Origin of the sequence: Mycobacterium sp. PS03-16, assembly GCF_004570325.1 — a bacterium.
Taxonomy (GTDB): domain Bacteria; phylum Actinomycetota; class Actinomycetes; order Mycobacteriales; family Mycobacteriaceae; genus Mycobacterium.
In genome coordinates this window covers 80,033-101,071 of record NZ_SPQO01000017.1, presented here as the reverse complement: position 1 = coordinate 101,071, position 21,039 = coordinate 80,033, and the positions used below count along the sequence as shown (strand labels likewise).

The window sequence follows — 21,039 nt, the reverse complement described above, 5'->3', positions numbered from 1 at the left end:
CTTGTCGTCCTTCGGTGCTTGCGCCTCTAGATCGTGGACCTGACGCGACGAACAAGCCGTCGAATCCGAGTCTAATCCTCAGCGATCCAGTACGTCGCGTACGGCCGATTTGATCAATGACGTGTGCAGCGTGATCGCCAGCGCCGCCACCTCGCGGGCCAGGTCGTCCGCCCGGTCCCGGGCGCCGGTGGTACCGGCTTTGCCGACCGGTCCGGCGATCTGGGCGATCAGGTCGGACTGCCGGTCGGCCGCCGAACGGAATGCGCGCAGGTGCCGCGGCTCCACACCGTAGTCGGTCAGCGCACGGGCGCACTGAGCGATCACCACGGAGTGCTCATCGAAGAAACCGCCGACACCGGTGGTGATCACGCCGGCCTTGACCAGCGCGCCCAGCAGATCCTCGCCGATGCCCGACTTCTCCAGCAGATCCTCGCGGGACAGCCGCACCTGGGTGGGTGCGACGGCGGCCACCCTCGCGGCGTCGCCGGGGTCGCCCACCGGGACCAGCCGCGGCACGGAGTACACCACCTTCGGCTCCGGCAGCGCACCGTCGGGTTGGGCGTCCAGCTGTGCCTTGATCACCTTCAACGGCAGGTACTGATCGCGCTGCGCGGTCAGGATGAAACGCAGCCGCGCGCAGTCGTAGGCGGTGAACCGCCGATAACCCGAGGCCGTGCGCTCCGGGGTGACGAGCCCTTCGGCCTCCAGGAACCGGATCTTGGAGATCGTCACGTCCGGGAAGTCCGGCCGCAGCAGATCGAGCACCGCGCCGATCGACATCCCGGTCAGTGCGGGCTGGTCGGGCTGGCTCATCTCCTCCTCGCGCGGGGGGTCATCGGGCGTCTAGCTGCTCGAGCCGCTGTCGCCGGACGAGGGGCCGGTCAGGAAGACCAGGCGGAACTTGCCGATCTGCACCTCGTCGCCGTTGGCCAGCACCGCGGAATCGACCGGTTCCCGGTTGACGTAGGTGCCGTTGAGGCTGCCGACGTCGACGACCTGGAACTCGCCGCTCTCGAGACGGAACTCGGCGTGCCGACGACTCACCGTGACGTCGTCGAGGAAGATGTCGCTGTCCGGATGGCGACCGGCCGACGTCGTCGGCTGGTCGAGCAGGAACCGGGAACCTGCGTTGGGCCCGCGTTTGACGACGAGCAACGCCGAACCCACCGGCAGGCCTTCCACACCCGAGACCGCGCTCTCGGTGCCGGCCGCCGCCGGGGCGTCCAGTTCGTTGAGGAAGTCGGCGCGGAAGACCGAAGTGGTCTCGACGGTGACTTCTTCAGACGTCTGGTCTGCCCCAGAGTTCTTGTCCTGTTCCGTCACCCGCTGCTCCTCACTGGCTGCTTGGCGCTCTCCGGCCGGTACTCGTTCAACGTGTCACGTCGACCGTACCGCGCAGCGGACACCATTGTGTCCACCACCGCCGGATCCGCCTCGGTTCATGTCACCGCCGGTCCGACTGCCCGGCCCGGTCTGCAAACCCTAACAACACCTCACTCGGTCACCACGGCACGGTAGGCGTCGGCGTCGAGCAGGCCGCCCAGCGCGGCCTCCATGTCATCGGCGTCGAGCTGCAGGTCGACCAGCCAGCCCTCGCCGTAGGGGTCGGAGTTGACCAGGTCCGGGCTGCCCTCCAGATTCGCGTTGACGGCAAGCACTTTCGCGCTGACCGGCGCGTACAGGTCGGACACCGATTTGGTGGACTCCACCTCGCCGAACGAATCGCCGGAGGCCACCTCGGCGCCGACGTCGGGCAGCTGGACGAACACCACGTCGCCGAGCGCCGCCTGCGCGTAGTCGGTGATCCCGACCCGGACGGTGTCGTCACCCGTGCGCAGCACCCACTCGTGTTCCTCGGTGTAGTACAGCTCGGCTGGGATGTCGCTCACGGGGCTCCTCTACGCAGTCGACGGCATGCGCACGGCCGGATGGCCGGCGTGCTACTTCACTGGCTGAGCGTATTGGCGGTCTTTCGGTTGCCGCAAGGCGGTCACGTCGACCCGCTCGGACTGCTGGATGGCCATGGACCCGCCGACCCGCTCGATGCTGTCCATCGCGCCGCCCGGAATGTTCATCGCCGCCGCCAGCGTCGGCGGATCGCCAATCGCGGCAACGGTATACGGCGGGTTGAGGGTGACGCTGTCCACGACCAGCGCACCGGGCGCGCCGACCACCCAGGTATCCACCCCGACGCGCACCGCGGCCCGCTGGGCGCCCGACCCGCCCTGGATCTCGATGGCCTCCGCGCCGGCCGCCCGCAGCTCGTTGATCACGTCGAGCATGGTCTCGGCGGGCACGCCCGGAGTGGTGTCGGTGATGGTCAGGATCACACCCGGACCGGTTGCGGCGACGGTGCCGATCAGGATCGACAGCGCCGCCAGGCGGGACCGGGCGTTCTCGATCGCGGCCTGATCGCTGCTGCCCGACGCCGCGAGCTCGTCCAGCGTCCGCTGCAACTCGGCGACCTCGCTGTTGAGCGCGGCCTCGCGCTGTTGCAGCGAGTCCAGCAGCACCAGCAGGTCGGCGGGCCGCGCCGTCTCCAGCGAGTCCCCCGACTCGTTCTGCCGCACCTGGGTGACGATCGCGACACCGAGCAGGACACACAGCAGCATCGCCAGCGCACCGAACGCCAGCTGGGTGCGACCACCCCGCAGCCGCCCGGTCAGCGCCGCCGGGCGCAACCCGGCCGCGCGCGGCGGCATCTCGTGGCGGCCGTGCTCGTGGCTCTCGTGCCTGCCGTGCCCCGCGCCGGGGTCCGAGGGGGTCGTCACGGTCAGGCCCCGAACAGCCGGCGCCGCAGCGCGGCGGCGTTGCCGAAGATGCGGATACCGAGGACCACGATGATCGCGGTCGACAGCTGCGTGCCCACGCCGAGCTGATCGCCGACGTAGACGATGAGCGCCGCGACCAGCACGTTGAAGACGAACGAGACCACGAACACCTTGGCGTCAAAGATGCGCTCGAGGTAGGCGCGCAGACCGCCGAACACGGCGTCCAGCGCCGCCACCACCGCGATGGGCAGGTAGGGCTCGACGAAATCCGGCACACTCGGGCGGAACACCAGCCCCAACACGATGCCGACGACGAGCGCGGCGATTCCGATCATGACAGTCCGATCATCTGGATCCGATCTGCGTGGCGAAATTGACCTCACGCACCGAGCCGGCGGGCAGGGTCAGCGCCTCGGCGGCGCTCACCGTGACCCCGACGCCGTAGGAGGCTTCGAGCAGCCGCAGCCGCTGCAGGCCCGCACTGCGGTCGAAGCCGTCGGCCATCGCCTTCGGCGGGCCGACCGCCTGCAGTTCGTAGGGACTGGTCACCGGTTGATTGTCGACGAGGATGCCCCCACCGGCCTGCCGGATCGTCACGTTGGGCCCCACCCGCACCCCGTCCACCGCGATCGCCTCCGCACCGCTGACCCACAGCGAGTTGACCACCAGCTGCAGATCGCGGTCGAGGATCACCTGCGCACTTCCCGCCACCCGCTGCTTGGAGACGTCCGACAGGTCCTTGGACATACCGGGGTCGGTCACGGTGATCGTCAGCCCCGGCCCGATCACCGGCGTCGCGGCGGCCGCGACATCGGCGGTGTCGAGGTCGGCCAGCAGCCGACGGCCCAGCGCGTCACCTTCCAGACGGGTACGACGCTCGGTGGTCACCTGCGCGGCCAGCGCACTGCGCCGCTCGGCGAGGTCGTCGTCGGCGGCCTCGGCGGCCCGCACACTGCCCGCCAGCACCTGCTGGGCCTCCCGGTTCTCCGGCGCGGCGATCCGGGCCTGGGCGGCGGCGACGGTGAACACGGTCGCGACGGTCAGCGCCGCAGCCACCTGCCATCCCCAGTCGGCCGCCCGACGGCGCCGGGCGCCGCCGCGGCGGGCCTCGGCGGCCGCGGCGTAGCCCGGATCGAGGTGATCGGACAGCAGCGAGCGCAGCAGCGACGGCACCGGGATCTTCTTCGGGGCGCCCGCATCGTGGTGGCGCAGACCGGCTTCGGGATCGAACCCGCCCAGCGCGCGGTCCCCTGACGGTGACGGCGTCGCGCGACTGTCAGCCATGGCGCGGCACCTTCGGCAGGCGCCGCCGGACCATGTCGACCTGAATCAGGTAGAGCACCCCGGACCACAGGTAGAGCGCCAGACCCCACCCCAGGAATCCCCAACCGCACGCCAGCACCACCCGGCTCCAGAGCGCGTCCCACTGCCCGAGCAACACCAGCGGGAAGCCGGACATCAACGCGAACGTCGCCGCCTTGCCGAGGTAGGTCACCGGCAGCGCGGCCAGGCCGCGGCTGCGCAGCAGCGGCAGCGTCGCGGCCAGCACGGCGTCGCGGGCGAACAGCGTCACCACGAACCACCAGGGCACGCTGCCGTGCACGGCCAGCGCGATCGGGACCGTCACCATGTAGATGCGGTCGACCAGCGGGTCGAGCAACTCCCCCAGCCGCGAGGACTGGTTGGCGACCAGCCGGGCGATCTTGCCGTCCGCCCAGTCGGAAAACCCGCTGAACATCAGCACGCCGACGGCCCACGCGTTGGCGTGGATGCCGAACAGCAGCCAGAGGAACACCGGGACCAGCGCCAGGCGCAGCACCGACAGCACGTTGGGCACTGTCAGCACCCGGTCGCGGGCGGTGGGCCCCGACGCCTGGTCCATGCGGCTAAACCTAGCGGAACACCCCGGGCAGGCTCAGCGCCGCCATCGTGTCGTCGGCCAGCGGGTTGTCGTGCACCATGTAGGTCCACGTCGACGTCGGACGGGCCAGCTTCGACAGGTCCACCCCCGGCTCGTCCTCGATCGACGGGGCCGTCTCGAAGGTCTGCTGCGCCGCCTCGATGGCGTCGGCGGCCAACGAGGCGAACGCGTCGACGGCCATCCGATGGAACTCGTCGAGCGGGTTCTGCCGACCCAGCGCACGCAGGTGGATGCTCTCGCGGATGTCGGCCAGGTACGCCAGGTGCTCACACCAGCCCCGGTCGAGGTGGTAGAGCATGATCCGCCGGCAGATCTGCTCGAGCTTCTCCTCGGAGAGCTCCTCGGACAGTTCGGCGTAGCGCTTCGGCGCGAGCTCGGCGAGTTCCTCACGCGCGGTGGCGGTGCGCAGCAGGGTGTTCCTGCGGTCGACGATGATCGCGCGCTGCTGGGCGGTCAGCTGGTTGTAGCGCCAGGTGTTGGCGTGCACGTCGAGCAGCCGGCCCTCGGCGACACGCTGGGCGTGGTCGAGCAGCGCCGCGGCCTTGTCGGTCAGCACCCTGCCGTTCTCGTCGGTCTGCATGGGCAGCTTGTTCGATTCGAGGTGGGCGAGCACGAGGTCGTCCTCCCAGCTGGAGAAGAACACCGACGACCCCGGGTCGCCCTGTCGCCCGGCCCGGCCGCGCAGCTGGTTGTCCAGTCGTTCGGTGGTGTGCCTGCCGGTGCCCACCACGTGCAGCCCGCCCAACTCGGCGACCCGCTGGTGTTCGGCGTCCTGGTCGTCGACGTCGGAGCCGCCCAGCCGGATGTCGGTGCCGCGGCCGGCCATCTGCGTGGAGACGGTGACTGCGCCGAGCTTGCCCGCCTCGGCGATGACCCGGGCCTCCTCCGCGTCGTTCTTGGCGTTGAGCACCACTGCGGGAATGCCGTGTTTGACCAGTTTCTCGTGCAGCTCTTCGGATTCGGCGACGTCGCGGGTGCCGACCAGGACGGGCTGACCGGTCGCGTGGATCTCCTCGATGTGTTCGACGATCGCGTCGATCTTGGCCGCCGTCGTGACGTACACCCGGTCGGTCTCGTCCTCGCGGACGTTGGGTTTGTTCGGCTCGATCGGCGACACCCCGAGTTTGTAGAACTGGCGCAGCTGTTCACCGGCGGCCAGCGCGGTGCCGGTCATTCCGCACACCGTCGGGTACCGGTTGATCAGCGCCTGCACGGTGATGGTGTCGAGCACCTCACCGGTTTCGGTGGTGGCGATGCCCTCCTTGGCCTCCACCGCGGCCTGCAGCCCGTCCGGCCAGCGCTGCAGCTGGGCGATCCGGCCGCGGGAGGCGTTGATCAGGTGCACGGCGTCGTCACGGACGATGTAGTGCACGTCGCGCTGCAGCAGCACGTGGGCGTGCAGGGCGACGTTGACCTCGGTGAGAGTGGTGGCGACGTGCTCCTCGGAGTACAGATCGATGCCACCGAGCTTGGCCTCGAGCTTGCGCGCGCCCTCGTCGGTGAGGTGCACGTTGCGGCTGTCGGTGTCGGTGTCGTAGTCCTTGCCGGCGGTCAGTTCCCCCACCATGCGGATCAGCTCGACGCGCGGCGTCTCGCGGTGGCTGGTGCCGGCCAGCACGAGCGGCACCAGCGCCTCGTCGACCAGCACAGAATCGGCCTCGTCGATCAGCGCGACGTCGGGGTTGGGCGACACCAGGTCCGCCACGTCGGTGACGAGCTGATCGCGCAGCACGTCGAACCCGATCTCGTTGACCGACGCGTACGTCACATCGCAGGTGTAAGCCTCGCGGCGTTGCTCGGCGGTGGAGTCCGCGGTGATCCAGCCGACGCGCAGCCCGAGCGCCTCGAGCAGCGGGCCCATCCATTCGGCGTCGCGACGGGCCAGGTAGTCGTTGATGGTGATGACGTGCACGCGGCGCCCGCCCAGCGCGTACCCGGCGGCGGCGATCGCGCCCGACAGCGTCTTGCCCTCTCCGGTGGCCATCTCGACGACGTCGCCGGCCAGCATCCGCAGTGCGCCGAGCAGCTGGACGTCGAACGGACGCAGCGCGGTCGCGCGCTCGGCCGCCTCCCGCGCGATCGCGAGGAACTGCGGGATGTCGGTGGACTCCGACAGGTCCTCGAGCCGCAGCAGTTCCGCGGCCTTGCGCAACTGCTCGTCGTCGAGGTCGGCGGCCTTGGCGGCGAAGTCCGCCGACCCCTTGACCTGCGCCAGTGACCGGCCCTGGTTCTTCTCCGTGCTCGCACCGAGGAGCTTCCAGAACTTGCCGCTCAGGCGGCCGGAAGTGCGTGTCGTCGTCTTGGGCACACGTTTACGGTACGCGGAAGTCGATGGAGACCGAATCACCCACCGGCACGAATCCGAGCCGCTGGTAGACCCCGTTGCTCGTCGGGTTGGCCAGGTCGGCGAACAACACCACCTGCTCGGCGCCGGCGGCCAGCGCCCACCGGCACGCGGCCGCGGTGACGGCCGCGCCATAGCCGCGGCCGCGGACCTCCGGCGGGGTGTACACCGGGCCGATGCGGGACACCCCCGCGGCGGGTGCCCGCACCCCGGCCATACTCACCGGCGCGCCGTGGGCCGTCCACAGCAGGTGGACGTTGCCCGCCCGGTCGGCCACCGCGAGCGAGTCCTCGGCGCGCCGCCGGTCCGGCACGTGGCCGAACGCCTCGGCCGCGAATTCACACCGGTAGTGGACCAGCACCGGGGTGTCCGCAGGCCCGGCCAGCCGCGGCCCGCCGGGCACGCCGGCCGGCGGGGTGAGCGTCGCGAGCCGGTACAGCCGCTCGGTGTCGCCCGTCGTCACCGCCGCACCCGTGGCGTCGCGCCACGCCCGCGCGAACGGCTCGGCGACCTCGCGGGGGCCGCGCACGCCGGGAATCGTCGACTCGGTGGCGATCGCGCCCGCGACCTCCGGAAGGGGTGCGACCGACAGCCCACCGCACAGCATCGGCAGCGGCGGTGTCTGCATCGCCGCACCGATCAGGTCGTCGCCCTCCCAAACGGTCAGCAACAGCGGCTGATCGTCACCGGGCACACCTTCGCGCAGAAGCGTCAACTCGACGGTGTGCACGACGGGTCTGCGCCGGTACCAACCGGCCGCCGACGAGATGAACTCGCCGACGTCGGGGTGGGTGCGCAGCCGCATGACTCCAGCATGGCCAGCGTCGCGCCGTCCGGTCCACGACTTTTCGCGATCTTGAAAGCCGCGACACGCGTCGACCGGCCCCGCCATACTCATCGCGTGGCCGACACCGTTGACACCGAGGTCCTCATCGCAGGCGCCGGCCCAGTCGGGCTGACCGCCGCCATCGAACTGACCAGGCGCGGCGTCGGCTGCCGGGTCATCGACCCACTGCACGAACCCCCGCAGTACGCCAAAGCCGTTGGCGTGCAGGCACGCACGCTCGAGGTGTTCGAGAACATGGGGGTGCTGCGCCCAGTCCTCGACGCCGGCATCGAGATGCGCGGGCAGTGCGTCTACGTCAACGGCGAGGCGGTGACGCGGCTGGACCTGGCACTGCCGGCCGCCGTGCCGTTCGGCTCGCTGTGCATCCCGCAGTACGCCACCGAGCGCATCCTGCGCGACGAGCTCGCGCTGCGCGGCGTCATGGTCCGGCGCGGTGAGCGGCTCACCGGGTTCGCCCAGGACGCCGACGGGGTCACCGCGACCGTCGACACCGGCGACGGGCCGCAGACCGTGCGGGCGCTCTACCTGATCGGCGCCGACGGTGCCCACAGCGTGGTGCGCAAGACGCTCGGGCTGACCTTCGAGGGCGCCGCGTTCGAGGAGCAGTACATGCTCGGCGACGTCGAGGTCGACTGGTCGCAGCCGCGCGGCTATGCGATCCGGTCGATGCACCAGACCGACGGCAAGACCGACGATCTGCTGGTGTGCATCCCCCTGCCCGGCCGCAACCGGTACCGGATGTCCATGCTCGTACCCGACGAGCTGGCCACCGATTCCCACGGCGGCGTCGCCCACGGCTTCGAAGGGTCCCGGGCGCCGGAGCTGTCGCACATTCAGGCGGTGCTCGACCGGCTGTCCCCCGAACCGACCACCGCGCGCAACCTGCGCTGGTCGTCGGTGTTCAGGATCAGCCACCGCATCGTCGACTCCTACGGGCGCGGCCGGGTGTTCGTTGCGGGCGACGCCGCCCACATCCACCCGCCGACCGGCGCTCAGGGGATGAACACCGGGATCCAGGACGCGCACAACCTGGCGTGGAAGCTGGCGCTCGCGGTGGCGGGCGACGCCGCGCCCACGCTGCTCGACAGCTACGACGCCGAGCGGAGGCCGGTCGGCGAAGAGGTGGTGGGCCGGACCGTGCGCAGCGCCCGCCAGGGCATCGGCGCCGACTCCACGGACCTGACCCACGTCCTGCTCCGCGAGGCCCAGCTGCTGATCAGCTACGCCGACAGCCCGATCGTCGCATCGGCCGGCCCGGTGCCCGAACCGCTGCCGGGCGGACGGGCACCGGACGCGGCGGGGTTGACGCGCGCCGCCGTCAGCGGCCCGCTGCGGTTGTTCTCGCTGCTCGGCCGCGAGCACACGGCGCTGTTCTACGCCGACGGTGACGCCGGCGCCGAGGACGTCGCGCGGTTCGAGGCGGCCGCCGAGGCGGCGGTGCGGACCGCGCACGGCCGCCTCGACGTCTATGTGATCGCGGCACCGAGCGCCGATGTGGACACCACCGTGCTGCCGCTGCTGCGCGACGACGACGGCGGCTTCGCGCGCAGCTACTCCACCGCGGGCACCTCGGTGTTCGTGATCCGGCCCGACGGCTACCTCGGCTTCGCCGCGCACCGCCTGGACACCGAGGCGCTCGCGGGTTACCTGCGCACCACCTTCGCCTGACCCCGGTGGACACGCTGGTCTTCCGGCCGTCGATCGACTGGAGCACGGAGTTCGCGCGCTCGGCGCTGTGGGTGCTCGAGGTCTTCACCGTCACCGCACCGTCCGTGGTGGCTGTGCTGTTCCTGCTGAGCCGGGTGACCGAGTGGGGCCGTCAGTTCCGCCGGGTGTCGGGCGACTACTTCACCGGTCGGCAGAGCATCCCGGTGTGGGCGGTGCTGGCGGCGCTGCTGGTGTCGACGATCGTGCTGGTGCGGATCAGCGTGCTGCTGAGCTATTACGCCAACGATCTGTTCACCGCGCTGCAGGTCGCGTTCGCCGGTGACAGCGCCGCGGGCGCGGCGGGGTTCTGGGCGACGATGGTGGTGTTCGCGGTGCTGGCCGCCTGTTTCGTGGCGCGGCTGCTGATCGACCTCTACCTCACCCAGCGGTTCATCATGCGGTGGCGAATCTGGCTGTCCCACCGGCTGATCGGCGACTGGCTCGATGGCCAGGCCTACTTCCGGGGCCGGTTCTCCCGCCAGCCCGTCGACAACCCGGACCAGCGGATCCAGGCCGACATCGACATCTTCACCACCGGGGTCGGTGGTCAGCCCAACAATCCCGGCTTCAGCTCGAGCAACGTCCTGCTCTTCGGCGCCGTCCAGGCGGTGCTGTCGACGGCGGCGTTCGGCACCATCCTCTGGCAGCTGTCGGGGCCGCTGACCGTGCTCGGGGCGACGCTGCCGCGGGCCCTGTTCTGGATCGTGCTCGGCTACGTCGCCGTGGTGACGGTGGTCGCCGTGGTCGTCGGGCGGCCGCTGATCCGGCTGAGTTTTCGCAACGAACTGCGCAACGCCGGCTTCCGGTACGCCCTGGTGCGGCTGCGCGACGCCGGCGGTGCGGTCGGCCTGTACCGCGGCGAGCCCGCCGAGCGCCGCCTGCTCGAGCACCGGCTCGACGCGGTGATGACGAATTACCGCCGGTGGCTGCACCGGATGCTGCTGTTCGTCGGGTGGAACGTGTCGATGAGCCAGGCGATCAACCCGCTGCCGTTCATCGTGCAGGCGCAGCGGCTGTTCGCCGGGCAGATCACATTCGGCGCGGTCATGCAGTCGGCCACGGCATTCGGTGTCATCCACGACTCGCTGTCGTTCTTCCGCAACGCCTATGACGAATTCGCCGGCTACCGCGCGGCCACCATCCGCCTCGACGGGCTGGTCACGCAGAACGCCCGGGCCCGGGCGTTCGCCCACGTCGCCACCGCCGAGGCGGGCGACGGGGCGCTCCATGTGTCGGGGCTCGACGTTCGCACCCCTGACGGCCGCCCACTGATCCGCGACCTCGAACTGTCTGTGGCGCCGGGCGCCGGCTTGCTGGTGCACGGACCGTCCGGGATCGGCAAGACCGTGCTGATGCAGAGCCTCGCCGGGCTGTGGCCGTTCGCCACCGGCCGGGTCACGCTGCCCGGCGGCCGGACACAGGCGATGTTCGTCCCGCAGTTGCCGTACCTGCCGTTGGGCGATCTGCGCGCCGCGGTGTCCTATCCGCAGGCCGAGGGTGCCGTCGCCGACCGCGACGTGCAGCGCGCGCTCGTCGACGTGGCGCTCCCCCATCTCGCCGTCCGGCTCACCGAGGAGGCGGACTGGTCACGAGTGCTGTCGGTGGGCGAACAGCAGCGCATCGCGTTCGCGCGCGTCCTCGTCAACGTGCCAGAGGCGGTGTTCCTCGACGAGTCCACCTCGGCGCTCGACGAGGGACTCGAGTCCATGCTCTACGAGTTGTTGCGCAGGCGACTGCCGCGGGCGGTCGTGGTCAGTGTGACCCATCGCGACACGGTGGCGCGGTTCCACGGCCACCGGCTCGACCTCAACGGCGACGGGGCGTGGCGGCTGAGCCGACTCACCGCGACCCGCTGACCGGCCTGACCGGCTGAAACCGGGCGGTCACGGTACCTTTCCCGGGTGGAGTCGGAAACATTCACCCCAACGCTCGACTGGGGCAGCGAGCTGTGGACCTCGCTGGAATGGATCGCCAAAGGCTGGGTGTACGCCGCGGTGGCGACCATGGTCATCCTCGTCCTGATCGTCCGTTACACCGAATGGGGCGGACAGTTCTGGCGGGTCACCCGCGACTACTTCGTGGGCCGCGACAGCGTGATCGTCTGGGTGTGGCTCGGCGGCCTGCTGTTGTCCGTGATCACCGGCGTCCGGCTGTCGGTCCTGTTCAGTTACCAGGGCAACGACATGTCCACCAGCTTCCAAGTCATCGCGGCGGGGCTGGGGAGCGATGACGAGGCGGTACGGCAGTCCGGCGGCGACGGCTTCTGGTTGTCGATGCTCGTCTTCACAATCCTCGCGGCGATCAACATCGCGCTGGTCATGCTGGACCTCTATCTCGCACAGCGATTCATGCTGCGCTGGCGCGTCTGGCTGACCGACAGGCTCACCGGCAACTGGCTGGAGGGCAAGGCGTTCTACCGGTCCCGGTTCATCGACGCCACCATCGACAACCCCGACCAGCGCATCCAGGCCGACATCGACATCTTCACCGCCGGCGTCAACTCGCAGCCCAACCGTCCGAACCAGGGCTCGGAGACGACGCTGCTGTTCGGCGCGATTTCCTCGATCGCCTCGATGATCTCCTTCACGGCGATCCTGTGGAACCTTTCGGGGCCCCTGACCGTGCCGTTCGTGGGTTACACGCTGCCCAAGGCGATCTTCTGGATCGGCATCGTCTACGTCTTCATCGCGACGGTGATCGCGTTCCGGATCGGCCGGCCCTTCATCCGGCTCTCGTTCAACAACGAGAAGTACAACGCCGCATTCCGATACGCCCTGGTCCGACTTCGGGACGCGTCCGAGGCGGTGGCGTTCTACCGCGGCGAGGCCGCCGAACGCTCGGGGCTGCGGCGCCTGTTCGCCCCGGTGGTGACGAACTACCGCAAGTACATCAACCGCACGATGGGCTTCGCGGGCTTCAACCTGTCGGTCACCCAAGCTCAGGAGCTCATTCCGTACGTCGTGCAGTTCCAGCGGTTCTACAACGGCGAGATCACCCTCGGCGCACTGGGGCAGACTGCGACGGCCTTTCGCTCGATCCTGACCGGCCTGTCGTTCTTCCGGAACGCCTACGACGACTTCGCCGGATATCGCGCCGCCATCGTGCGTCTGCACGGCCTGGTGGTCGCCAACGACGAAGGCCGCGAACTGCCGACGCTCGCGGTGGCCGCCAGCGCGAACGGCGTGGTGGAGCTCGACGACGTCGAGGTGCGCAAACCGGACGGCACCCAGCTGATCGATCCGATCGACCTGCGGTTGGAGTGCGGCGACACGCTCGCGGTCACGGGTACCTCGGGCACCGGAAAGACGACGCTGCTGCGCAGTCTCGCGCAGCTGTGGCCGTACACCACCGGCACGCTGCGCTGTCCGGCCGGTCCGAACGAGACGATGTTCCTGTCGCAGATGCCGTACGTGCCCCTCGGCGATCTGCGGGCGGTGCTGTCCTACCCGGGGGAGGTCGGCGACTTCTCCGACGACGAGCTCAGGGCGATGTTGACCAAGGTGGCGCTGCCGCATCTGGTGGCGCGGCTCGACGAGGAGCAGGACTGGGTCAAAGTGCTCTCCCCCGGCGAACAGCAGCGCGTCGCGTTCGCCCGGATCCTGCTGACCAAGCCCAAGGCGGTGTTCCTCGACGAGGCCACCTCCGCGCTGGATGTGGGTTTGGAGACGATGCTGTATCAGATGGTGCGCGAGGAGCTACCCGACACGATCCTGGTCAGCGTTGCGCATCGCGGCACGGTGATCGGCCACCACGAGCAGGAGTTGGCGCTGCTCGGCGGTGGGCAGTGGCGGCTCGGTGAGGTCGGCGCCGACACGCCCTCTAGCTCGAGCTGACCTGCCGCCGGGCGAGATCCGCGGCGTGTGCCCCCGCCCGCCGCCCGAAGAACGACCCTTCTCCCAGCTGCGTTCCGCTGGCATATCCCTTGCCGTCCTGGGCGATGTTCGACGCGCACGCTCCCGCCGCGTAGAGGCCCGGCACCGTCGAGCCGTCCTGACGCAGCACCTCGCCGTCGACGGTCACCGCGAGCCCGCCCATCGTGAAACCCGAGTACATCGCGATGCCCAGCGACAGGTCGAACGCCGCGTACGGCCCGGTGTCCTGTGGGGCCAGGTAGTCCGGCTGCTTGTGGAAGTCGGGGTCCTCACCGCGCGCGGCGTTGGCGTTGTAGCGCTCGAGCGTGGCGGCCAACCGGCCTTCGGGGATGCCGAGCGCCGCCTCCATCTCCCCGACGGTCTCCCAGCCGTCGATGAATTTGATCAGCGGCATCTCGGGCATCTGCATGTGCGCCTCGTCGACCACGAGATAGGCCGTCTGGTCGGGCTGTTCCAGCACGAACGCGGAGGTGCGGGAGTGATACGAGTCCTCGGCGACGAACCGCTCCCCGTTCTTGTTGACGATCACCCCGGTGAGCAGGATCTCCGGCGGATACGCGGCGGCGGTGATGAACAGCTGGTCCAGATCCTTGGCCACCCCGCCCGCCGAGACGCCCATCCGGATGCCGAGCCCGTCGTCGTTCGGGTTGCCGAGGATGTAGGGCTCGACTTCGCCGTGGTGTTTGGTCTTGCGCTTCTGTCCCAGCGCCGGAGTGTGCGCGGCGACCATGTCGGGGTTCATCGCGAACCCGCCCGCGGCGATGACCACCGCGCCGGCCCGCACCGTGCCGGTGTCGCCGAAGTGCTTCCAGCGCGCGCCGACCACCCGGTCGCCCTCGACGACGAGATTGGTCGCGCCGGTCTCGTAGCGGATCTGCACACCGAGGTCGGCGGCGCGCTTGACCAGCAGCTTGATCACCATGTCGGCGCCGCCCAGCTCGCCGGGGACGGGCACCGAATGTCCGCGCGGCGCGGGCACGGCCTGCTCGCAGAACGGCCACACCTTCTCGTTGCCGGTGTAGGACAGGCCTTCGGTTCCGGGTGGCACGACGACCTTGCCGGGATAGTAGGTGCGCTCGAACTCGAATCCGAGTGCCTCCAACCATTCGAAGTGCTCGACGCTGCCGTCGCAGTAGGCGCGCAACTTGTCGTGTTCGGGGTCGCGGGCCTGCGACACCAGGTACTTGTACATCTCCTCGGGCGTGTCCTGGTGACCGGTCGCCTTCTGCACCGCGGTGCCCCCACCGAGGTAGAAGTGGCCGCCGGCCATCGACGTGGTGCCTCCGGCGTCGGCGGCCTTCTCCAGCACCAGAACCCGGGCGCCGGCCGCGGCCGCGCTCACCGCCGCGCATCCGCCGGCGATGCCGAAGCCGAGCACCACGACGTCGACGTCGTCGGACCAGTTCTCGACCGTGGCGGCGTCGACGGTCTCGGGGATGTCGGTGCTCATGACTGCTGCTCCTGTTTGACGTGGTCGAAGAACGCGCGGATGTCGTCCGAGAGATGGGCGATCTCGATGTAGGGCACACCGGCCGCCGGCGCGCCCAGATAGGCGAACCGCATGCCACCGGCCATCGTTCCGTCGGCGACCAACTCGGCGCCGCGGTGCTGCGCATCGGCCACCGCCGCGTCGAAGGCCGGCCTGTCGGCCGCCTCCAGGCAGATGTGGTGCATGCCGGGGCCGGACCGGTCGAGGAATTCCGAGTACAGGCTCTCGCCGCGCACCGGGGCGATGATCTCCAACTGCATGTCGCCCGCGTAGCTCAGCGCGACGTCGGCGACGAAGTCGGCGGGCCGGCCGCGGTAGCGGCAGCTGTCCGGACCGAAGTGGACGTTCGGCATACGCACCCACTTCCTGGCGCCCAGCATGGTGCTCAGCGCCTCGGCGGTCGCCTCGAGATCCCGCGTCACCCACGCAACCTGGACAGGTGTCTGGTCAAGCATCGGTTCGAGGATATCGCCCACCCCGCCCGCGCGCGAGAACGTGTTCTAGTTTTCCTCGCCGTAGTAGGCGGCCAGGCAGCGCTGCGCCGCCGCGCGCGCCGCGTCCGGATCCGCACCGGCGGCCACGTCTGCGGCGTACCACTGCTCGTTGGACAGTTTCAGGAACCGCCGCCCCTCCTCGGTGGTGGTCCACTCCTGCCCTTCGGCCGGATCGATGGATGCGCCGCTGGACAGGTGCAGCGCCAGCCCCAGCACCATGGAGTCCCAGCCCATGCCGACCGCACCGGGTCCGAACTGATTCCAGACGTCGTCGTCGACCTGGGCGATGTGCTCGACGATCAGCCTGGCCCGGTCGGCGCCCTCGCCGACCACGCTGACGTCGATCCAGCTGACGCTGCCGCCGGACTCCCACGTGGCGGTGAAGTTCTTCGGCGGGTCGCAGGTGAGCACGGTGCCGCCGGCGTGGCCCTGCAACTGATAGGAGCCGCCGACCGCCAACTCGCCGCTGATCGGCAGGAACCAGCGCGCGATGCGATCAGCGGTGGTGATCGCCTCCCAGAGGTCGTCCTGGTCGGTGTCGTAGACCTGGCTGATCGTGACGATGCGCGCCTCCCCCGCATCGATCGTGCGGGTGCCCACGGTGCGCGTGACCGCGTTGATCTGATGGTCGACGTCGATGTCTTTCATGGTGCCCTCCTTCGTCTTTCGCGTTTGCCGCGCGCGATCTCCGTGCCGAGCGCGTCGAGATGCGGGGTCCAGAACCGGCGGAACGTGGCCAGCCACTCGTCCACGTCGCGCAGCGCCGCCCCGTTGACGGCGTAGAGCCGACGTTGCCCCTCGGGTCGTACGGTGGTGAAACCGTTGTCGCGCAACACCTTCAGATGTTGCGAGACCGCGGGTTGGGTGATCGCGAACTCCGCGGAGATGGTGTCGCCGATCGCGCCCGCCGGCAACTCGCCGTCGGCGAGCAGTTCGAGGATGCGGCGGCGCACCGGGTCTCCCAGGACGTCGAACGCGTGCACCACCTGAAGGTAAAGCCCTGGCTTATATAAGTCAAGACTTCAGTATTTGGAGCAGCAGGTCGATCTGCAGGTCGAACACGGCGCGCGGGTCGCCGAACGTGTCGGGTCCGTACTGGCCGAACACCTCGAGGCTGATCGCGCCGATGAGTGCCGCCCACACCAGCAGCGCCTTCGACATGGCCGAATCGTCACCGCTGAAGGCGAATTCGTCACGCAGCGCGTCGAACTCCGACGACAGGGGCGGCGCCACGGCCACTGCGGACCGGGGGATGTCGCCGGCCGCGATTCCGTCGGCGATGACGCCGAACAACGCGCCCACCACCCTGGTGCCCGCGCCGACGGTGCGCTCGCGCGGAGCACGGTAACCGGGGACCGGGCTGCCGTAGAGCAGTGCCCAACCGGCGGGCCGCTCGACCGCCCACTGCCGGGCTGCCCCTGCCATCGCCCGCAGCCGGCCCTCCCACGGACCCCCGGCCGCCCGTGCCGCGTCGACGGCGTCCGCCAGCTCCGAGTACGCATCCACCAGCAGGAGCGTCAGCAGTTCGTCGCGGCTGGCGACGTACCGGTACACCGCCGAAGACACCATGCCCAGCTCTCGCGCGATCGCCCGCAGGGACAGCCCCGCGGCACCCTCGGTGACGAGATGGCGGCGGCCCAGCTCGATGATCTGCGCTTCGATGCGGTCGCGGGTCTCCTTGCGCTTCCCCATGGGGCCAGTGTGACATGAAACGAGATCGGTGCTCTTGTTTTACCGACCGCGGCATGCCAATCTGAAGCGAGAGCACCGCTCTCGAAAGAAAGGACGACCATGCGCTACGACGAACCCGGCACGCTGGCCCGCGCGGGCAACGAGGTGGTCCGGCATTTGGCCGACCTCGGCATCAGCGTCGCGGGCACCCAAGCGCTGCGGGTTCGCGGCCGCAGCACCGGCGCGCTGCGCGCGGTGGTGGTCAACGTGCTGTCGGTCGACGGCCGCGACTACGTGGTCTCACCGCGCGGCAACACGCAGTGGGCGCGCAACGCGCGGGCCGCCGGGACCGTGATGGTGGGGCCGCGCTGGCGGCGCCGCGAGGTGGGGATCGCCGAGGTCGCCGATGCGGACAAGCCACCGCTGCTGCGCCGCTACCTGCAGCGGTGGTACTGGGAGGTCAGCAACCACGTCGGCGGGCTTACCCCGGACTCCGACGCCGACGAACTACGGGCGGCGGCCGCGTCGATCCCGGTCTTCGAACTGCTGCGGTGACCGTCAGGCAGCGCCGGCGGCGGTGACGATGTCCCCGCCGGCCTGCTGGACGGCCGCCTGCCAGGAGACCGCCGCGGGGAACTGACCCCACGTGCTGTTGAACATCCCGATCATCACCGCACGGCCGTCGGGGGCGTTGAAGTACACCGGTCCGCCGGAGTCGCCTTTTCGGCTCACCACGCCGTTGGCCATCGTGAACCAGCCGTTGTTCACCGCCTCGACCGTGCCGCAGCTCTCCCCGGTCATCACGCCGAAGTGGCACACCGGCATGCCCGGGGTCACCGCCACCGACGCATCCGTGACCAGCGGCCGCCCACCCGGCAGGACGTTGTTGACCTGCACGTCGGGCGCCAGTGCGATGGTCTGCCAATCCGAGATCTGGTGGTTGATGTCGATGGTGGCGCCGTCGGGGGTGTTGTCGCTGAACGCGGTCTGGTTGCCGATGTGATTGCCCGCGCGGTCGCTGACCGGACCGCTGCCGCGGCAGTGCCCCGCGGTGTACGCGATGCGCTGCGCGGGGTCGACGAAGCCGAGCGTGCAAACGTTGGTGTCCTGCCGGATCTCCATGCCGGGGAACACCAGCACCCCCGGATCGGCCTGGGCGGGCGCCGCCGGCGCCAGCAGCGCCACGACAGGCGCCGCCGCGGCGGCCAGCACGCTCAGCAGACGTCGGCGCACGAGTACTCCCTCCCCGCGGGGGTGTCCTGGTCACCCAGGCTACGGCGGTGCGACCGTGGTTGCAGCGGCCGCTCGTGTTCCCTTTATCGAGCGGTCCGGCACGGCCGTTACGAACGGATCACGAATCGAATCCGAGCCCGAGTGTATCCAGCGTGCGCAACAGCAGATTGCGCCTGCCGGCGTTGTGGTCGGCACGGTCCAGCGACCAGCGGGTCGCGTTGATGCCCACCGCGGCCACCGGTTCGGGCGGGAACGGCAACGGCTTCTCGCGCACCATCCGCAGCCGGGTGCGCGGGGTGTCCGCGCCGTCGAGCAGGTCCAGGCAGACATCGGCGGCGAAGCGGGCGGCGCCCACTCCGAGCCCGGTGAACCCGTTGACGTAGGCGACGCGACCGCCGCGCGCGAGACCCCAGTGCGCGCAGAACCGGGTGTTGGTGTCGATCGCGCCGGCCCAGCGGTAGTCGAACCGGACGTCGTCGAGCTGCGGAAAGGTGAGGTAGAAGTGCGCCGCCAGCCGCCGGTAACTCTGCGGCCGGTCCTCGTATGCGGCCTTGACCTTGCGCCCGAAGTGGTAGACCGCGTCGTAGCCGCCCCACACGATCCGGTTGTCCGCGCTGAGGCGGTAGTAGTGGAACTGGTTGGCGCTGTCGCCGACACCCTGGCGGTGCTGCCAGCCGATGCGCGCGAGCTGCTCGGCGCTCAGTGGTTCGGTGGCCAGCACGTAGTCGTACACCGGCACCGTGTGCCAGCGGTTGCGGCGCAGCAGGCTCGGGAAGACGTTGGTGGCCAGCAGCGCCCGCTTCGCGGTCACTCGGCCGGCGGCGGTGTGCACGACCACCGTGTCCCCGGAGGTGTCCAGCGCCGTGGCAGCCGTGTGCTCGTGAATCTGCACCCCGGCGTCGGCCGCCGCGCGGGCCAGCTCCAGCACCAGCTTGGCCGGGTGGACGATGGCACAGGTGTGCGGGCTGAACAGGCCCGCCCGATAGGTGGGCGACCGCAGCTCGGCGGTGACGGCGGCTTGGTCGAGGTACTTCCCCTCACCTGCTACGGCAGCGTCGCGCAGCCACGCCACCTGGTGCGGTTCGGTCGCCACCGTGAGCATCCCGGTGCGTTCCCAGTCGACGTCGAGGCCGAGCCGTTCGATGTCGGCCTGCATCCCGTCGAGGTTGTCCAGCCCGAGCGCCTCGAGCTGCTCGAACTCCTCGGGCCAGCGTGACTTCCCGTTCTCGGCGCCGTGGGTGAGGCTGGCCTCGACGAAGCCGCCGTTGCGGCCCGACGCGGCCCAGCCGACCCGGTCGGACTCCACCACGACGATGCGCCGGTCGGTTCCGCGCTGCGCGGCGTGCAGCGCGGCCCACAGTCCGGTGTAGCCGGCGCCCACCACCACGAGGTCGGCGGTGGCGTTCCCCGTCAGCTGCGGGTACTGCGGGCGCGGCACATCCAGCCACATCGACCCGAACCTGCTGCCCGCCAACGCGACGTCGATGCGCTTCGCCTCGACCGGTGTGTCGAATACCGTCTGCACACCGCGGAGACTATCCGGCGCGCCGGACCCGCACCCGCGCACCGCTGAACCGGGCCAGCACCGGGCCGATCATCGCGAGGATGAACACGTACGGCGTCGCCACCGCCTCGAGTCCCTCGACGGTCGCCCCGACCAGCCCGATGATCACCAGCGAGAACTCGCCGCGGGCGATCAGCGCGGTCCCGGCGCGCAGCTGACCCGGCCGGCCGACGCCTTCACGCCGCGCCGCGTACTGCCCGGTGATCACCTTGGTGCCGGAGGTGACCACGGCGAGCGCCAGCGCCGCGGGCAGCATCGGCAGCAGGTCGGCCGGATGCACCGCCACCCCGATGGCGAGGAAGAAGATCGCGGCGAACAGGTCGCGCAGCGGGCTGAGCACGGTGCGCGCCCGATCGGCGGCCTCCCCCGTCAGCGTCAACCCCACCAGGAAGGCGCCGACCGCGGCCGAGGCGTGGATGAACTCGGCGAGCGCGGCGACGATCAACGTCAGGCCGAGGATGCGCAGCAGCAGCTGCTCGTTGTCGGGATGGGCCACCAGGCGCCCGACGTGATGGCCCCACCGGTAGGACACCACGAACGCGAACGCCAGCGCACTGATCGCGACGGCCATGCCGAACAGGGCCTGCAGGAATGTCCCACCCGCGGCCAGCACCGCCAGCAGCGGCAGGTAGGCGGCCATCGCGAAGTCCTCGAGCACCAGGATGGACAGCACGGCCGGCGTCTCCCGGTTACCCAGCCGGCGCAGGTCCGACAGCAGCCGAGCGATGACGCCCGACGACGAGATCCAGGTGACCCCGGCCAGGGCAAGGATGCCCACACCGTCCAGCCCGATGAGCCAGCCCGCGATGGCGCCGGGCGCCGCATTGAGGATCATGTCGACCCACGCCGACGGCAGATGCCTGCGCAGGCTGGTGGCGAACTCCCCGATCGAGAACTCCAGGCCCAGCGTGAGCAGCAGCAGCACCACGCCGATGGTCGCACCGGTCTCGAGGAACTCCCCCGCGGCGGGCACCGCGATGAGTCCACCCTCGCCGAGCGCCAACCCGGCCGCCAGGTACAGCGGGATCGGCGACAGGCCCAGGCGCCGCGCGACGGTCCCCAGCACGGTGAGCACCGTGAGGATGACGCCGAGTTCGAACAACAGCAGCGCGGAGACCTCCACCGG

The 21,039-nt window shown here is 70.2% G+C and carries 21 protein-coding genes; 4 read left to right on the top strand and 17 right to left on the bottom strand.

The window, feature by feature from the left end; genetic code table 11:
• Positions 1-78: 78 nt before the first annotated feature.
• The 9 genes from E4P42_RS15990 to E4P42_RS27195 form a co-directional block, all read right to left on the bottom strand.
• Positions 79-813, bottom strand: coding sequence for a MerR family transcriptional regulator (locus E4P42_RS15990; protein ID WP_135127055.1), 735 nt, complete (start codon positions 811-813; stop codon positions 79-81).
• A 30-nt stretch (positions 814-843) separates the two neighbouring features.
• A complete protein-coding gene (gene garA, locus E4P42_RS15985; protein ID WP_135127054.1) occupies positions 844-1,323 on the bottom strand; it encodes a glycogen accumulation regulator GarA in 480 nt (159 codons plus the stop codon).
• 170 nt (positions 1,324-1,493) lie between these two features.
• The gene (gene gcvH, locus E4P42_RS15980) at positions 1,494-1,889 is read right to left on the bottom strand and encodes a glycine cleavage system protein GcvH (RefSeq protein WP_135127053.1); all 396 of its coding nucleotides are present in this window, start codon (positions 1,887-1,889) and stop codon (positions 1,494-1,496) included.
• A 51-nt stretch (positions 1,890-1,940) separates the two neighbouring features.
• A complete protein-coding gene (locus tag E4P42_RS15975; RefSeq protein WP_135127071.1) occupies positions 1,941-2,702 on the bottom strand; it encodes a DUF881 domain-containing protein in 762 nt (253 codons plus the stop codon).
• A 71-nt stretch (positions 2,703-2,773) separates the two neighbouring features.
• Positions 2,774-3,106: a small basic family protein gene (locus E4P42_RS15970; protein WP_135127052.1), complete on the bottom strand. Its 333-nt coding sequence runs from the start codon at positions 3,104-3,106 to the stop codon at positions 2,774-2,776.
• A gap of 10 nt (positions 3,107-3,116) precedes the next feature.
• Positions 3,117-4,055, bottom strand: coding sequence for a DUF881 domain-containing protein (locus E4P42_RS15965; RefSeq protein ID WP_135127051.1), 939 nt, complete (start codon positions 4,053-4,055; stop codon positions 3,117-3,119).
• Positions 4,048-4,653, bottom strand: coding sequence for a CDP-alcohol phosphatidyltransferase family protein (locus E4P42_RS15960; protein WP_135127050.1), 606 nt, complete (start codon positions 4,651-4,653; stop codon positions 4,048-4,050). Before E4P42_RS15960 ends, E4P42_RS15965 begins: the two co-directional genes overlap by 8 nt.
• Positions 4,654-4,663: 10 nt before the next feature.
• On the bottom strand, positions 4,664-7,000 hold the full coding sequence (gene secA2, locus E4P42_RS15955; RefSeq protein ID WP_135127049.1) for an accessory Sec system translocase SecA2: 2,337 nt from the start codon (positions 6,998-7,000) through the stop codon (positions 4,664-4,666).
• Between the two features lie 4 nt (positions 7,001-7,004).
• Positions 7,005-7,841 (bottom strand): GNAT family N-acetyltransferase, encoded by an 837-nt coding sequence (locus tag E4P42_RS27195; protein WP_135127048.1) that lies wholly within the window; start codon positions 7,839-7,841, stop codon positions 7,005-7,007.
• Between the two features lie 96 nt (positions 7,842-7,937).
• Here E4P42_RS27195 and E4P42_RS15945 point away from each other — a divergent pair, with 96 nt between their 5' ends.
• From E4P42_RS15945 to E4P42_RS15935, 3 genes are read left to right on the top strand one after another with little or no spacing between them, the layout of a single operon-like run.
• Entirely contained in the window at positions 7,938-9,551 is a 1,614-nt protein-coding gene (locus tag E4P42_RS15945; RefSeq protein ID WP_135127047.1) for an FAD-dependent monooxygenase, read from the top strand.
• 5 nt (positions 9,552-9,556) lie between these two features.
• A complete protein-coding gene (locus tag E4P42_RS15940) occupies positions 9,557-11,446 on the top strand; it encodes an ABC transporter ATP-binding protein/permease (protein ID WP_135127046.1) in 1,890 nt (629 codons plus the stop codon).
• Between the two features lie 45 nt (positions 11,447-11,491).
• Positions 11,492-13,423, top strand: coding sequence for an ABC transporter ATP-binding protein/permease (locus tag E4P42_RS15935; RefSeq protein WP_135127045.1), 1,932 nt, complete (start codon positions 11,492-11,494; stop codon positions 13,421-13,423).
• On the opposite strand, the gene E4P42_RS15930 is transcribed toward E4P42_RS15935, so the two are convergent.
• From E4P42_RS15930 to E4P42_RS15910, 5 genes are read right to left on the bottom strand one after another with little or no spacing between them, the layout of a single operon-like run.
• Complete coding sequence (locus tag E4P42_RS15930) at positions 13,410-14,912, bottom strand: FAD-binding protein (RefSeq protein ID WP_135127044.1); 1,503 nt, start codon at positions 14,910-14,912, stop codon at positions 13,410-13,412. The two genes, E4P42_RS15935 and E4P42_RS15930, sit on opposite strands and share 14 nt — an antisense overlap.
• Positions 14,909-15,406 (bottom strand): VOC family protein, encoded by a 498-nt coding sequence (locus tag E4P42_RS15925; RefSeq protein WP_135127043.1) that lies wholly within the window; start codon positions 15,404-15,406, stop codon positions 14,909-14,911. Before E4P42_RS15925 ends, E4P42_RS15930 begins: the two co-directional genes overlap by 4 nt.
• Before the next feature lie 45 nt (positions 15,407-15,451).
• Positions 15,452-16,093: an SRPBCC domain-containing protein gene (locus E4P42_RS15920; protein ID WP_135127042.1), complete on the bottom strand. Its 642-nt coding sequence runs from the start codon at positions 16,091-16,093 to the stop codon at positions 15,452-15,454.
• Positions 16,090-16,428, bottom strand: a complete 339-nt coding sequence (locus E4P42_RS15915; RefSeq protein ID WP_135127041.1) for a helix-turn-helix transcriptional regulator — start codon at positions 16,426-16,428, stop codon at positions 16,090-16,092. Before E4P42_RS15915 ends, E4P42_RS15920 begins: the two co-directional genes overlap by 4 nt.
• Positions 16,429-16,459: 31 nt before the next feature.
• Entirely contained in the window at positions 16,460-17,137 is a 678-nt protein-coding gene (locus tag E4P42_RS15910; protein WP_135127040.1) for a TetR/AcrR family transcriptional regulator, read from the bottom strand.
• 99 nt (positions 17,138-17,236) lie between these two features.
• On the opposite strand from E4P42_RS15910, the gene E4P42_RS15905 reads away from it, so the two are divergent.
• Complete coding sequence (locus E4P42_RS15905) at positions 17,237-17,671, top strand: nitroreductase/quinone reductase family protein (protein ID WP_135127039.1); 435 nt, start codon at positions 17,237-17,239, stop codon at positions 17,669-17,671.
• 3 nt (positions 17,672-17,674) lie between these two features.
• Here E4P42_RS15905 and E4P42_RS15900 read toward each other — a convergent pair whose 3' ends face one another.
• The 3 genes from E4P42_RS15900 to E4P42_RS15890 all read right to left on the bottom strand — a co-directional run bounded on the left by E4P42_RS15900 (position 17,675) and on the right by E4P42_RS15890 (position 21,036).
• Positions 17,675-18,349, bottom strand: coding sequence for a hypothetical protein (locus tag E4P42_RS15900; protein ID WP_135127038.1), 675 nt, complete (start codon positions 18,347-18,349; stop codon positions 17,675-17,677).
• Between the two features lie 118 nt (positions 18,350-18,467).
• Entirely contained in the window at positions 18,468-19,874 is a 1,407-nt protein-coding gene (locus tag E4P42_RS15895) for an FAD-binding oxidoreductase (RefSeq protein ID WP_135127037.1), read from the bottom strand.
• Between the two features lie 10 nt (positions 19,875-19,884).
• A complete protein-coding gene (locus tag E4P42_RS15890) occupies positions 19,885-21,036 on the bottom strand; it encodes a cation:proton antiporter (RefSeq protein ID WP_135127036.1) in 1,152 nt (383 codons plus the stop codon).
• Positions 21,037-21,039: the final 3 nt, after the last annotated feature.

Coding starts and splice junctions, on each gene's coding strand:
- E4P42_RS15990 (WP_135127055.1), bottom strand. CDS start 813: ATGAGCCAGCCCGACCAGCCCGCACTGACCGGGATGTCGATCGGCGCG.
- E4P42_RS15975 (WP_135127071.1), bottom strand. CDS start 2,702: ATGCCGCCGCGCGCGGCCGGGTTGCGCCCGGCGGCGCTGACCGGGCGG.
- E4P42_RS15970 (WP_135127052.1), bottom strand. CDS start 3,106: ATGATCGGAATCGCCGCGCTCGTCGTCGGCATCGTGTTGGGGCTGGTG.
- E4P42_RS15965 (WP_135127051.1), bottom strand. CDS start 4,055: ATGGCTGACAGTCGCGCGACGCCGTCACCGTCAGGGGACCGCGCGCTG.
- E4P42_RS15960 (WP_135127050.1), bottom strand. CDS start 4,653: ATGGACCAGGCGTCGGGGCCCACCGCCCGCGACCGGGTGCTGACAGTG.
- E4P42_RS27195 (WP_135127048.1), bottom strand. CDS start 7,841: ATGCGGCTGCGCACCCACCCCGACGTCGGCGAGTTCATCTCGTCGGCG.
- E4P42_RS15930 (WP_135127044.1), bottom strand. CDS start 14,912: ATGAGCACCGACATCCCCGAGACCGTCGACGCCGCCACGGTCGAGAAC.
- E4P42_RS15925 (WP_135127043.1), bottom strand. CDS start 15,406: ATGCTTGACCAGACACCTGTCCAGGTTGCGTGGGTGACGCGGGATCTC.
- E4P42_RS15920 (WP_135127042.1), bottom strand. CDS start 16,093: ATGAAAGACATCGACGTCGACCATCAGATCAACGCGGTCACGCGCACC.
- E4P42_RS15910 (WP_135127040.1), bottom strand. CDS start 17,137: ATGGGGAAGCGCAAGGAGACCCGCGACCGCATCGAAGCGCAGATCATC.
- E4P42_RS15905 (WP_135127039.1), top strand. CDS start 17,237: ATGCGCTACGACGAACCCGGCACGCTGGCCCGCGCGGGCAACGAGGTG.